The organism is Rhodococcus wratislaviensis (assembly GCF_041228765.1).
Classification (GTDB): domain Bacteria; phylum Actinomycetota; class Actinomycetes; order Mycobacteriales; family Mycobacteriaceae; genus Rhodococcus_F; species Rhodococcus_F wratislaviensis.
Genome location: NZ_CP150488.1, coordinates 4,309,166 through 4,321,887 on the forward strand (window position 1 = coordinate 4,309,166; position 12,722 = coordinate 4,321,887).

The following is a 12,722-nucleotide window of genomic DNA, read 5'->3' on the forward strand; positions in this document are numbered from 1 at the left end:
TCCCGCAGCGGGTCCGGCGTTGATCTCACATTTCAACTGACCAAGGAGCCCCGGGGTGTTCACTACCTCCTTCACACGGATCTTCGACGTGGAGCATCCCGTCGTCTGTGGCGGCATGACTGCGGTTGGCACTGCCGACCTCATCGCCGCCGTCGCAAACGCGGGTGCTCTCGGATTCCTCTCCGCTCTCTCCCAGCCGACACCCGAAGCCTTGGCCGAGGAGATCGCAAGGTGTCGGTCCATGACCGACCGACCCTTCGGTGTCAACCTGACGATCCTGCCAACCCTCAAACCTGTTCCCTACGAGGACTACCGCGCTGCCATCATCGACTCCGGCGTGGGCGTCGTCGAAACGGCAGGTAGCAACCCCGCTCCCCATCTGCACGCCTTCGCCGCCGCCGGCATCAAGGTAATCCACAAGGCCGTCTCCGTGCGCCACGCGCTGAAGGCGGAGAAGCTTGGAGTCGACGCGGTCAGCGTCGACGGATTCGAATGTGCCGGCCATCCCGGAAACGACGACGTCCCCGGTCTCGTCCTGATCCCTGCCGCCACCCGCAAACTGTCGATCCCCGTCATCGCCAGCGGCGGATTCGCCGATGGTGCCGGCCTGGCGGCGGCTCTGGCATTGGGGGCCAGCGCTATCAACATGGGAACCAGATTCGTCGCCAGCACAGAGGCGACGGTCCACGAGAACGTCAAACGCCAGATCACCGTCAACGACGAACGATCCACGCAACTGGTGTTTCGAGAGTTCAACAACACCGCCCGCGTCGCCCGCAACTCCATCTCGGAGAGAATTTCCGAGATCTCCGCGCTTCCGAACGCAACATTCGACGACGTCGCCGATCTGGCCTCCGGGGTGCGCGGTCGCCAGAAGGTTCTGGCCGGCGGTGACGTGGATGCCGGCTTGTGGTGGGCCGGGCAATCACAGGGACTGATCGACGAGATCCTCACCTGCGAGGAGATCGTGACCGGCACGGTCAACCAAGCCCATGATCTGATCGTGAACAGACTTCCCCAACTTGCGGGTGCCGTCCGATGATCCGCACCGTGGATGTCGAGTACGAGACGATCGCCCTCGAGCTGCGCGACGGCGTGCTCATCGTGACGCTGAATCGACCGGAGTTGCTCAACGCCTTCACCATCACCATGGCTGATGAGCTCGAGCACCTCTTCCGGGCCGTCAATGACGACGACGACGTCAACGCCGTGGTAGTGACCGGCTCGGGCCGTGCGTTTTGTGCCGGTATGGATCTCACGACCGACGGCAACGTGTTCGGCCTCGACGAGACATTGGAGCCGACCCTCCACGATATGGGTGACTTGCAGGACCCGGTCATTGCCCGCGGCGTCCGCGACACCGGCGGTCGGGTCACACTTGCGGTGTTCGACTGCCTCAAACCCGTGATCGCCGCCGTAAACGGCCCCGCCGTGGGCATCGGAGCCACCCTGACCTTGTCCATGGACGCCCGACTCGCCTCCACAGCAGCACGATTCGGGTTTGTCTTCGGCCGACTCGGGATCACACCCGAAGCAGCCTCGACCTGGTTCCTGACAAGGATCGTCGGACTCGATACCGCACTCGACCTCGTGTACTCCGCTGACATCCTCGACGCGGCCGACGCGGCCGAGATCGGCCTGGTTCGCTCGGTCCACCCGCCGGACGAACTTCTCGATGCCGCGCTTGCACTGGCACATCGCTTCACTCGCGATCGGTCGCGTGTCGCGACCGCCCTGACCCGGCAGATGATGTACCGCAACGCGCTTCTCGGTCACCCCGCCGAGGCACACCGCATCGATTCACTCGCCATGTTCTACACCAGTATCGGAGATGGAAAAGAAGGTGTCCAAGCATTCCGAGAGAAGAGGAAGCCCCAGTTCAACGGACGCGTATCCACCGACCTTCCTGACTTCTACACCGACTGGATAGAGCGGTAGCGCCGCTCAGACATAGGCTGTGATGCCGCTCGCGGAATACGGGTAGCACCTTTCATCGTCACTGCTACCGGCCAACGAAATCCGAGCAGTGTCGGCGAGCCCACGGTTCGACGATCAGTTTGATCGGGGCAGTTCCACAGCGCCGCTGGCCTCGCGAACCCGGCGCTTCTCTCTTACGGTCGACGGCTGGTTCGGGGGCGCCCACCGAGGAGATCATCGCTACCCCGTCGCGGCCGGCCAACTGAACGACGGCCGCGCAGGTGGAAGAGAAGTGCACCGTCACCGCCTTCTTTGTGCTATGCGACGCACCTCTCAGTTCTGGGGTGGGGGACCTCAGCCACGAGTTATTCGAACAGAGGAATTTCGCGATGACCGGGCCATGAGACCGCTGGCCAGGCCCTCCCCGTGTTGCGGGTCCCAGATCTTGGTGACGCGAGCATCACGCCAAGCGCGGGTCAACCGGTACTCGTTCATGTAGCCCTGCCGAATTGGACTTGGACGCAGTGGGCGATCACGTCGTCACCATTGGCATTGGCAGCGTCAATCGGCGTCAACTCAGCGTCCACGTGGGCAATCGCGTACTGATCGATGAATGCTCGGGCGACTTCGATCCGAGTAACGAGATCGGCGCGGGGCAACCCATTGTGCTGAAACTGACCGATCGAATGACCAAAAGCTTTGTGGTTCTTGCTTTGCGCCACGGTCTCGTCGAGGATCCGCGCTGCGCGGACGAGGCTGCTGATGGCGCACTCGAGCCGCTCCTGTTGCGAGTATGTCATCAGGTGGACGAAGTCGTAGTCGAGCTCACCGATATTGTTATCCGAGGGAACCTGGACGTTCTCGAACAACAGATCCGCAGTAACTGACGCGTCTGGACCGACCTAGTCAGACTTGCGACCGCGGAAGAAGCCCTTCACATCGGGTTCGATTGCAGCGAGCACCTCACCACTCCGTAACCTCGGGAGCCAGCGCTGTTCTGCTCCTCACTGTGCGTAGAACAGGGGTACGGTGCCACACCGTCGGCGTGGATGCCGACACCGGATCCGGGCGCCATGCTCAACGTGCGGAGTTGCGCAGGAGTGCCCGGACTCCTACAGGCCGTTCCTCCGGTCAACCACTTTGCTGCAGTTGAATGGTGGGTGCCGGTGATGAATTGGCCGTTCGCCACGCGAGGGGTGCGTGCACGTGTGCCCGGTGCGCTCCGCGTGTCCGGTGGATCGATATCGGACAGTCCCGGGTTCTCGAACGGCCCTAGCGTATGTGATGTCGGTCATACGAACGGGCCGGTCTGGCACAAATAGATCTGCTCCTCGGCGCGGGTCCCAGGCATTTCACTCAAGGAGGCAGCATGACCACGGCATCGATCGATCCGAGGGAGCTCGACGAGACGAACGGCGTCTTGGATGTTCTCGTCGTCGGAGGCGGCTTCGCGGGTCTGTATCAACTCGATCAACTTCGTTCACGCGGATTTTCGGTGAAGGTCGTCGAAGCCGGTGACTCGCTTGGGGGCATCTGGTACTGGAATTGCTACCCGGGTGCTCGAACCGACAGCACCGGGCAGATCTATCAGTACTCACGCGAGGACCTGTGGAAGGACTGGAGTTACGATGAGCTCTACCCGTCGTGGTCCGGTGTGCGCGATTATTTCGCCTACGTCGACGGCAAGCTCGATCTGTCTCGAGACATCATCTTCAGTACCCGGGTGACGTCTGCGGACTTCGACGGCGAGCGGAACCAATGGACAGTGCGCACCGATACCGGCCGGACGCTTCGTGCCAGGTCTGTGGTGATCTGCACTGGATTCGGCGCCAAGCCGTACATTCCCAACATCAAAGGGCTCAACAGCTTTGCCGGCGAATCTCACCACACCGCTCTGTGGCCCCAAGAAGGTCTGGACATGGCCGGCAAACGCGTGGGGATCATCGGCACCGGGTCGAGCGGCGTTCAGGTCACCCAAGAGGCCGCCGCAGACGCCGAACAGATCACCATCTTCCAGCGGACGCCCAACCTTGCGCTGCCGATGCGGCAGCAACAGTTGACAGGCCAGCTCAAGGAGAAGCTGAAGGAGCACCTTCCCGAGCGATTTGCCCAGCGCCGGAGGTCGTTTGCCGGATTCGATATGGACTTCATCCAGAAGAGCGTGTTCGAAGTCTCGGACGAAGAGCGAGCTGACACCTACGAACAGATGTGGGCTACCGGCGGATTCGAGCTATGGCTCGCCAACTATCAAGATATTTTGCTCGATGAACACGCGAACCGCACCATGTACGATTTCTGGCGCAACAAGGTCCATCAGCGCGTCACCGATCCGGTCAAGGCCGAGAAGCTTGCCCCGAAGGATCCGCCCCATCCGTTCGGGACGAAGCGACCCTCGCTGGAGCAGAACTTCTATGATGTGGTGAACCAGGAGAACGTCGACATCGTCGACGTCAACGAGGATCCGATCGAGCGGATCTCCCCGACGGGGGTCCAGACCAGGTCCGGTCTACGCGAGTTCGACATCCTGGTGTTCGCGACAGGTTTCGACGCGAACCGCGGTGGCATCACGTCGATCGATATCCGAGGCACCAATGATCAACTCCTGAGCCACAAGTGGTCCGAGCGGCTCGATACCTTCATGGGACTCGCCACTGCAGGATTCCCCAACCTGATGTTCGTGTACGGCCCGCAGAGCCCTGCCGGATTCTGCAACGGGCCCACTTGTGCGGAGGTGCAAGGAGAGATCGTTGTCGATTTCCTGACCCACGTTCGCGACGGCGGATACCAGCGGTTCGAGGCCAGCGAGGACGCAGAGCAATCATGGACGGCGCACGTGGAGGAAGTCTTCCACATGTCGCTCTTTCCGCGGGCCAAGTCTTGGTATCACGGGGCAAACATTCCCGGTAAGCCGAGCCAGATGCTCAACTACTCTGGCGGCCTTCCTTCCTACTTCGACCACTGGGAGGAAAACGTCGCGGCCGGGTACAAGGCATTCACACTGTCCTGATCACGCGCGCGAACGGCGGACAGGTCGACCAACAGCGGATCTCGCGGAAATCGTCAGGCGCAGGGTCCGGCGGCCCTCACATCTTGCCAATGAGTTCCGATGATGGCGGTCGTCGCGCTATCCGACCTGTTCGTCCTCGACGCGCGCGAGCCGCCGGCCTGACGACCGTCCGGCGGCCGCTCGTCGACAATGCCCCCAAAGCGGCGCAACTGCTGCTAGAGCTTGTGTATGCCGAGCTCGAGCGCCGCGTTTTGTCGGCGGAGAACCAGGCGCCGACCGGGGATGCGATGAAGGCGTCCAAGCGCGGCCGCCTCGGGTTGCGACTGTCGCAAAGCAGGGACAGACAGCGCCGGCGGCCACAGCTGCCCGATCGTCCATGGAAATCTCAACCGTACGATCACACGATGTGGTGGGCGACAACCGGTAGTACGTGACTCCGGACGAATGCCTTGCGTCCCGGCAACCCTCTGGTTTGCCGGACGTAGGGTCCCGGGGTCAGAGCAGTAGGTGGAAGATGTCGAAGGCGACGTTCCATTCGGCGGTGCCGGGGTTCTTGCGGTCCGGCTCGACCGTGACGAAGGTATGCGCCAGCGCCACGCTCAAGCCTCCGGCGATCAGCGGCAGTCGCTGCTCGGTCTCCTCGGAGAGAGCCACGTCCAAGGGCGGCCGGGCCGTCAGTTGATCGAGCAGAGGCTGTAGTTCGATCTCCTCGTCCAGTTTTTCGAACCGGTGGATGCTCTCCTGCAGCCCCTTGGTGATCGGCAGGTCCCACGGTTCGATCACGTCACGCAGGTTTGCCTTTGCCGAGGCTTTGCCGATGAGGATCAAATCGTAGATCTTGTCGTCGATGAAATCCGTATAGCGCTTGAGGTCGTTCCGGTCGACCTGCAGTCCGGCCGCTGCCCGGAAGAACCGCTGGAATTTCACGGTGCCCATCACTGGCATGTCGTCAGCTCCTTTCGAAGTATTCATGGATTTGGCGTACCGCCATCGCTCCTTCACCGACTGCGGATGCGACTCGTTTCACCGAGCCGCGGCGGACGTCGCCCGCCGCGAACAGGCCGGGCCGGCTGGTTTCGAGCGTCCTAGACAGCCCGGCGCTGATCGGCCGGTTGCCGTCTCCTCGGGCGTGGACTGCGTCCATGCCCGTGAGGACGAAGCCGTGGTCGTCGAGTTCGATCGCGTCGGCCAGCCACCCGGTGTGCGGCGTCGCCCCGATGAAGACGAACAGGGCATGTACCCGGATCGTGTCCTGGTCGCCCGTGCGATTGTCCTCGACCACGATTTCGTCGAGGTACTTCTGACCGTGGACCGCACGAATCTCGGTGTTCCGGTGCACGGTGACGCGCGGGTGGTGCTCGATCTGGTCGACCAGGTATCGGGACATGCTCTTTCCGAGGTCGTCGCCGCGGATGAGCAGGTGAACATGGGAGACATGGTCGGCGAGGAAGACGGTGGCCTGGCCGGCGGAGTTTCCGCCGCCGACGATAGCCACCGGGTCGGTGCCGCACATCCGCGCTTCCTGATGGGTCGCGGCGTAGTACACGCTCGTCCCCTCCAGTGCCTCGATCCCTGGAACGGCCAACTTGCGATATCGTGCCCCGGTGGCGAGCACGACGGCCCGGCCGCGAACCGCGCCGCCGTCCGCCAGCCTGAGCACATGGTTCCCGGCCTCGGATCCCAAACCGGTCACCTCCGCCGACACCAGGATGCGGGCGCCGAACTTCCCGGCCTGGATTACGGCCCTCTCGGCCAATTCGGAGCCGGAGACCCCTGCTGGGAAGCCCAGATAGTTCTCGATCCGGGAGGAGGTACTGGCTTGGCCGCCGGCGGCGATCGACTCCAGTGTCACCGTGTTCAACCCGTCGGAGGCGCCGTACACGGACGCGGCTAGACCGGCCGGTCCGGCGCCCACGACGACGAGGTTGCACACGTCCTGGGCTGCGTCCGGGACCGAGTCCGGGACCGGAAGCCCGACGATGCGTGCGAGTTCCGCATTCGTCGGATTGCGCAGCACCTTCTCGCCGTGCCAGATCACGACGGGAGTGTCCTCGGGGGCGACGTCCAGGCTGCGCAGCAGCTGCTCCGCCCGTTGGTCCCGCTCGAGATCGATCCACCTGTGGGGCAATAGGTTTCGGATGGCGAACTCGCGAAGCCGCAACGTGTCCGGGGAATAGCAGGAGCCGATGATCCGGAACCCCGAGCCGAGCCCGATCAGCAGGTGCCGGCGCACCAGGTAGGCGCGCAGGATCAGATCGCTGAGCACGGGATCGTGGGCCACCAGCTCGCGCACTCGCTCGGCCGGGACGACGAGGACCTCGCCGTCCTCGATCGCTTCGGCGGTGAAGAACGCCACCTGGCCTTCCAGCAGTCCGAGCTCGCCCAGGAAGCGGCCTGGACCGTGCACGCGCAGTATCCGGCGTTCGCCGTCCCCGTCGCCCTCGTCGATGACCGCGACCTTGCCGGAAAGGATGACGAAGAAATCGTTGCTGGGCGCGCCCTCTCGGATCAGCACCTCACCGGCGCGAACCGATCGACGCGTGCCACCGGTCTCGAGGCTCGCGACCTGGTCGTCCGTCAGCCGCGGGAATGCTCCGACCGCATCCGGAGTCTCGTCGTCGACCGGCGGACTGTCGCCGACGGGTGCGGCCTCCTCAGACGAAGTTCTGGTCGACATAACACCACCGCCAATCTTCACCTGGCTCCATCGACTGGACGATCGGATGGCCGATGGCGTGAGCGTGCGCGCTCGCGTGCTTGCCCGGCGAAGAGTCGCAGCAACCGACGTGTCCGCACGTCAGGCACAGCCTCAGATGCACCCACGGGGTGCCGAGGCGAAGACATTCCTCGCAACCCTGCGGGGTCCGGGGCACCACGGCCCGGATCGCGGTCACGTGTGGGTCGGCATGGACATAAGTCATGACTTCGCCTCCTTGCCTGCATTTTCCGAGAGCGCCTGATCGAGCCACGTGCGCAGCTGGGGTACCGGAGCTGCGCCCGCCTGACGAGCGAGGACTTCACCCCGGTCCATCACCAGCAGAGTCGGCACGGCGCGGACGGTGAACCGTTCGGCCGTCTGGGGCGCAGCATCCACGTCGACCTTGACCAGCTTGATCTGACCTGCGCGTTCTCTGGCGAGCTGCTCGAGCGCCGGGCTCACCATGCGGCACGGGCCGCACCACGTCGCCCAGAGATCGACGAGCACAGGCACCGAGGACTTCTCGGCGACCTCCGCGAAGTCGCCGTCCCCTGCCGAGGCGATCCAGGGCAGCGGCTCGTGGCAGTTCCCGCAGCGGGGTCTTCCGTCCCCGGACGCCGGCACCTTGTTGACCTTGCCGCAGTGCGGGCACTTCACCTTCTCGGATTCCATGACGACACCTCTTCTCAGGCCGCCGCGACGGCGGGTTCCGCATACGCGACGGCGAGCTCGCCGCCGTCCACCGTGACACGGATGGTGCCACCCGGTTCGATTTCGCCCCGCAACAGCGCACGACCGATCTTGGTCTCGACCTCGTGGGCGATGTACCGTCGCAGCGGCCGCGCACCGTAGACCGGGTCGAAACCGTGTTCGGCGATGAGCCGGCGTGCTTCTGGCGTGATTTCCAGGTGTATCTGGCGCTCCGACAACCTGTTCCGAAGTTCGGTGAGCTGCAGCTCGACTATGTGCTCGATCTGGGGCAGCGTGAGCGGGGTGAACAACACGATGTCGTCGACCCGGTTGAGGAACTCGGGACGGAAGTGCCCGCGCAGTTCCGCCAGCACCCGCTCCCGGGCGTCCGGCTTGATCTCGCCGTCGGCTGTGACTCCCTCGAGGAGATGCTGGGATCCGATGTTGGAGGTCATGATGATCACCGTGTTCCGGAAATCGACTTGCCTGCCTTGAGAATCGGTGATCCGGCCGTCATCGAGCACCTGCAGCAGGGTATTGAAGACGTCGGCGTGGGCCTTCTCGATCTCGTCGAAGAGCACCACGGAGTACGGCTTGCGGCGCACCGCCTCGGTGAGCTGGCCACCCTCGTCGTACCCGACGTACCCGGGGGGCGCACCGATGAGCCTGCTCACCGTGTGCCGCTCCTGGTACTCGCTCATGTCCAGGCGCACCATGTTGTCTTCGCTGTCGAAGAGGGCACTGGCCAGCGTCTTTGCGAGCTCGGTCTTTCCCACGCCCGTCGGGCCCAGGAAGATGAACGAACCCATCGGCCGGCGCGGATCACGGATACCGGACCTCGCCCGGATCACCGCGTCTGCGACCAGTTGCACCGCCTCGTCCTGACCGACGACCCTCTCGTGCAGAATCTCGTCGAGCTTCAACAGCTTCTCCCGCTCACCTTCCTGCAGCCGGGCGACCGGGATACCCGTCCATGCGGCCACGATCTCTGCGATCTCGTCTTCGGTGACCACTTCACGCAGCAACGGATTCCGGCCCTGCCTGGTAGCCAGTTGCGCCTCCGCCGCCTCGAGCCTGCGTTCCAGCGCGGTGATCTCGCCGTATCGCAACTCGGCGGCCCGATTGAGGTCGTAGTTGCGCTCCGCCTCCTCGGCCTCGTGGCGCAATCGTTCCAGCTCTCCCCGCAGCTCCTGCACCCGCCGGATCGCCTGCCGCTCCGCCTCCCACTGAGCGTGCCGGGCGTCGGCCTCGGCCCGTAGATCGGCCAGCTCCTTACGTAGCTCTTCGAGGCGCGCCTTGCTGGCCGCGTCCGTTTCCTTGGACAGCGCGGCCTCTTCGATCTCCAGCCGGGTCACCTTCCGGGTGAGCTCGTCGAGTTCGGCGGGCATCGAATCGATTTCGGTGCGTAGCCGGGCGCACGCCTCGTCCACCAGATCGATCGCCTTGTCCGGAAGGAAGCGGTCGGTGATGTACCGGTGCGAGAGGGTCACGGCGGCCACCAGTGCGCCGTCCTGAATCTTCACGCCGTGAAACACCTCGAGGCGTTCTCGAAGTCCGCGCAGAATCGAGATCGCATCCTCGGCGCTGGGCTCGTCGACGAGAACGGTCTGGAAGCGTCGCTCCAGTGCTGCATCGGATTCGATGTGCTTGCGATACTCGTCGAGAGTGGTGGCACCGATCATGTGCAGTTCGCCGCGGGCGAGCATCGGCTTGAGCATGTTGCCGGCGTCGAGAGACCCTTCGCCGCCGACTGATCCCGCACCGACAACTGTATGTAGCTCGTCGACGAACAACAGGATGCGCCCCTCGGCCGCCTTCACCTCGGACAGCACCGCCTGCAGTCGCTCCTCGAACTCGCCGCGGTATTTCGCACCGGCCACCAGGGAACCCATGTCGAGCGAAAAGATCGTCTTGTCGCGCAGGCCCTCGGGCACGTCGCCGCGGACGATCCGCTGGGCGAGGCCCTCGACGATCGCGGTTTTACCGACGCCGGGGTCGCCGATCAGCACCGGATTGTTCTTCGTCTTCCGGCTCAGGATCTGCGTTACCCTGCGGATCTCGGCATCTCGGCCGATGACCGGATCGAGTTTGCCTGCCCGCCCCTCGGAGACGAGGTCGCGCCCGTACTTCTCCAGCGCCTCGTACGCCCCTTCCGGGGTGGCCGAGGTGACGCGCTGATTGCCGCGCACTTTCGTCAGCGCCGTGAGGAAGGCGTCTCGTGTGACCCCATGACTGGCGAGGACCCGCCCGGCCGCACTGGCCGATCCCTCCTCGGAGAGTGCCATCACGAGATGCTCCACCGACACGTAGGAATCCTTGAGTCGCTTCGCCTCCCGTTCCGCGGCGTCGAGCAGCTTGGCCAGGCGCTGGGTGATCGTCACCTGACCGGGTGTCGCGCCGGGGCCGCTGACCTTCGGCCTACGCGACAGTTCACGTTCCAGATCGGATCGCAGGGCATCGACGTTCGCGCCGGCCTGCTCGAGCAGTCGGGGTACCAACCCTTCCTGCTGATCGACCAACGCGAGCAGCAGGTGCTCTCCGTCGACCTCGGTGTGACCCATTCTGGTCGCGACGTTCTGGGCTTCCTGCAGGGCTTCTCGTGACTTTTCAGTCAGGCTGCCGGTGTCCATGGGGGTGTCCTCCTTCTGCGGGAAGCTGCTTCGAGTTTCTCGATTCGATCCAGCAGATCGAGCACGAGCCCGATTGCCGAGTAGTTCAGGCCCAGACCGGTCCGCAGCCGTTGGATGCGGGCGGCGTGGGCCACTTCGGATGGTTCGAACGACATCTCTCCGCCGGTGTCGCGGTGGGCGTCGAGCAGGCCGAGAGCCACAAGCTTTCGTGCCAGGTCCGGGTGCAGCCCGGTACGTTGGGCGAAGGCATCTGGCGACAATCCGGTGCGGCGAACCAATACGTACTGGGTGATCGGGGTCGGGGTGCTCATGTCTCTTTCCTCGGATCGAAGTTCGATTCGGCGGCCAACTGCTCGAACAGCTCGCGTTCGCGTGCGGTCAGTTTCGACGGCACCATCACCTTGATTTCGGCGTAGAGGTTGCCGTTGGCGCCCCGCGGATTGGGCATTCCTTCTCCGCGCAGGCGCAGCTTCCTTCCCGTCGACGAGCCCGGCACCACTTTGACTTTCGCCTCGCCACCCGGGGTGGGGACGACGACGGTCGACCCGAGGACCGCCTCCCATGGCGATACGGGCAGGTCGACGTAGATGTCCCGGCCCTGCACGCGGAACCGGGGATGCGGCTTGATCCGCACCACGAGGTACAGATCCCCGGGCGGCGCGTCACCGTTGCCCCGGCCGCCTTGCCCGGCCAGCCGGATTCGCTGGCCGTCCAGGACACCGGCCGGAATGTCGACGTCGTACTGCCGTCCGTCCAGTCTGAGAGTGCGTTTGCCGCCCCGATACGCCTCTTCCAGGGGCAGTTCCAGTTCCGCTTCCTGATCGGCGCCGGGAATCGGCCCGTACCCGCCCCCGCCGCCGAACATCTGCCCGAAAAGGTCCTCGAAGTCGACGCCGCCCTCGCCACCGACACCGTGACCGAAGTGCACCCTTCTGCCCCCGCCCCCACCGCCGTACCCGCCGCCGCCGAACCCGCCGCCGTACCCGCCGGCGCTTGCCCGGACCCGTTCGTCGTAGTCCTCGGGCACACGCCGGAAGTCGTCACCGAATCGGTCGTAGCGTTTCCGGGTGTCCGGGTCGGACAACACCTGGTAGGCCTCGTTGGCCTCCTTGAACTTGTCCTCCGCAGTGGGGTCCTTGTTCACGTCGGGGTGGTACTTGCGGGCCAGCTTGCGGTAGGCCTGCTGGATTTCGTCGGTGCCGGCGCCCCGCGGGACCCCGAGCACTTCGTAGTAGTCGCGCGCCATCGGTGCTCACCCCTCGGGGCGGCTGACGACCACCGCGGCGGGACGCAGCTGCCGCCCGTCCTCTCCATAACCCGGGCGCAAGACCTCGACAACGGTCCCGGAGGGAAGGTCGGGTTGGGCCACCACACTGACCACTTCGTGGAGCTCCGGGGAGAACGGCACACCGACCTCGTCGTGGCGCTCGAAGCCGAACCGTGACAGCACCTGCACCGCCTGATCCCGGATCGCCTTCACACCCTCGACGACGGTCTGAGGATCGCTGCCCGCATGCGCCAGCGCAAGCTCCAAATTGTCCAGTACCGGCAACCACGCCGCGGAAACCTTCGCCACCTCCGCGGCGCGTTCACGGTCCAGATCCTTGGCATACCGCTTGCGCAGGTTGTCCAGATCTGCGAGGGCCCTGCGCCAGCGGTCCTCGAGTTGAGCCAACTCGGCCCCCGTGTCGGTGCGATCGGGCGCCGTCTCGGTCTGATCCGTGCCGGTACCGTCGGTAGCCGGCTCGGTCGTCGAATGATCTGCAGACCTTTCCATCGT

12 protein-coding genes are annotated in these 12,722 nt (G+C 64.6%); 3 read left to right on the forward strand and 9 right to left on the reverse strand.

Going from position 1 to position 12,722, the window contains the following annotated elements; translation table 11 throughout:
* Positions 1–55: 55 nt before the first annotated feature.
* Together WKC72_RS19935 and WKC72_RS19940 are read left to right on the forward strand one after the other, a co-directional pair.
* Positions 56–1,042, forward strand: a complete 987-nt coding sequence (locus WKC72_RS19935; RefSeq protein WP_037227186.1) for a nitronate monooxygenase family protein — start codon at positions 56–58, stop codon at positions 1,040–1,042.
* A complete protein-coding gene (locus WKC72_RS19940) occupies positions 1,039–1,938 on the forward strand; it encodes a crotonase/enoyl-CoA hydratase family protein (RefSeq protein ID WP_370178586.1) in 900 nt (299 codons plus the stop codon). Before WKC72_RS19935 ends, WKC72_RS19940 begins: the two co-directional genes overlap by 4 nt.
* Positions 1,939–2,408: 470 nt before the next feature.
* Here the strand turns inward: WKC72_RS19940 and WKC72_RS19945 are convergent, their stop codons facing one another.
* On the reverse strand, positions 2,409–2,717 hold the full coding sequence (locus WKC72_RS19945; RefSeq protein ID WP_370184416.1) for an acyl-CoA dehydrogenase family protein: 309 nt from the start codon (positions 2,715–2,717) through the stop codon (positions 2,409–2,411).
* 569 nt (positions 2,718–3,286) lie between these two features.
* Here WKC72_RS19945 and WKC72_RS19950 point away from each other — a divergent pair.
* The gene (locus WKC72_RS19950; RefSeq protein ID WP_370178588.1) at positions 3,287–4,924 is read left to right on the forward strand and encodes a flavin-containing monooxygenase; all 1,638 of its coding nucleotides are present in this window, start codon (positions 3,287–3,289) and stop codon (positions 4,922–4,924) included.
* Between the two features lie 495 nt (positions 4,925–5,419).
* Here the strand turns inward: WKC72_RS19950 and WKC72_RS19955 are convergent, their stop codons facing one another.
* From WKC72_RS19955 to WKC72_RS19990, 8 genes are read right to left on the reverse strand one after another with little or no spacing between them, the layout of a single operon-like run.
* Entirely contained in the window at positions 5,420–5,860 is a 441-nt protein-coding gene (locus tag WKC72_RS19955) for a DUF1931 family protein (protein WP_174233749.1), read from the reverse strand.
* 13 nt (positions 5,861–5,873) lie between these two features.
* Positions 5,874–7,601 carry an FAD-dependent oxidoreductase gene (locus tag WKC72_RS19960; RefSeq protein WP_370178590.1) on the reverse strand — a complete coding sequence of 576 codons (1,728 nt, stop codon included), beginning with the start codon at positions 7,599–7,601 and terminating at the stop codon, positions 5,874–5,876.
* Entirely contained in the window at positions 7,579–7,845 is a 267-nt protein-coding gene (locus tag WKC72_RS19965; RefSeq protein WP_005259203.1) for a UBP-type zinc finger domain-containing protein, read from the reverse strand. Before WKC72_RS19965 ends, WKC72_RS19960 begins: the two co-directional genes overlap by 23 nt.
* On the reverse strand, positions 7,842–8,294 hold the full coding sequence (gene trxA / locus WKC72_RS19970) for a thioredoxin (RefSeq protein WP_037227180.1): 453 nt from the start codon (positions 8,292–8,294) through the stop codon (positions 7,842–7,844). Before trxA ends, WKC72_RS19965 begins: the two co-directional genes overlap by 4 nt.
* 14 nt (positions 8,295–8,308) lie before the next feature.
* Positions 8,309–10,942: an ATP-dependent chaperone ClpB gene (gene clpB / locus WKC72_RS19975; protein ID WP_370178594.1), complete on the reverse strand. Its 2,634-nt coding sequence runs from the start codon at positions 10,940–10,942 to the stop codon at positions 8,309–8,311.
* A complete protein-coding gene (locus WKC72_RS19980) occupies positions 10,924–11,253 on the reverse strand; it encodes a chaperone modulator CbpM (protein ID WP_370178596.1) in 330 nt (109 codons plus the stop codon). The genes clpB and WKC72_RS19980 overlap by 19 nt, the downstream gene beginning before the upstream one ends.
* On the reverse strand, positions 11,250–12,188 hold the full coding sequence (locus WKC72_RS19985) for a DnaJ C-terminal domain-containing protein (protein WP_370178598.1): 939 nt from the start codon (positions 12,186–12,188) through the stop codon (positions 11,250–11,252). The genes WKC72_RS19980 and WKC72_RS19985 overlap by 4 nt, the downstream gene beginning before the upstream one ends.
* Positions 12,189–12,194: 6 nt before the next feature.
* A complete protein-coding gene (locus WKC72_RS19990) occupies positions 12,195–12,719 on the reverse strand; it encodes a nucleotide exchange factor GrpE (RefSeq protein ID WP_037227173.1) in 525 nt (174 codons plus the stop codon).
* Positions 12,720–12,722 lie beyond the last annotated feature (3 nt).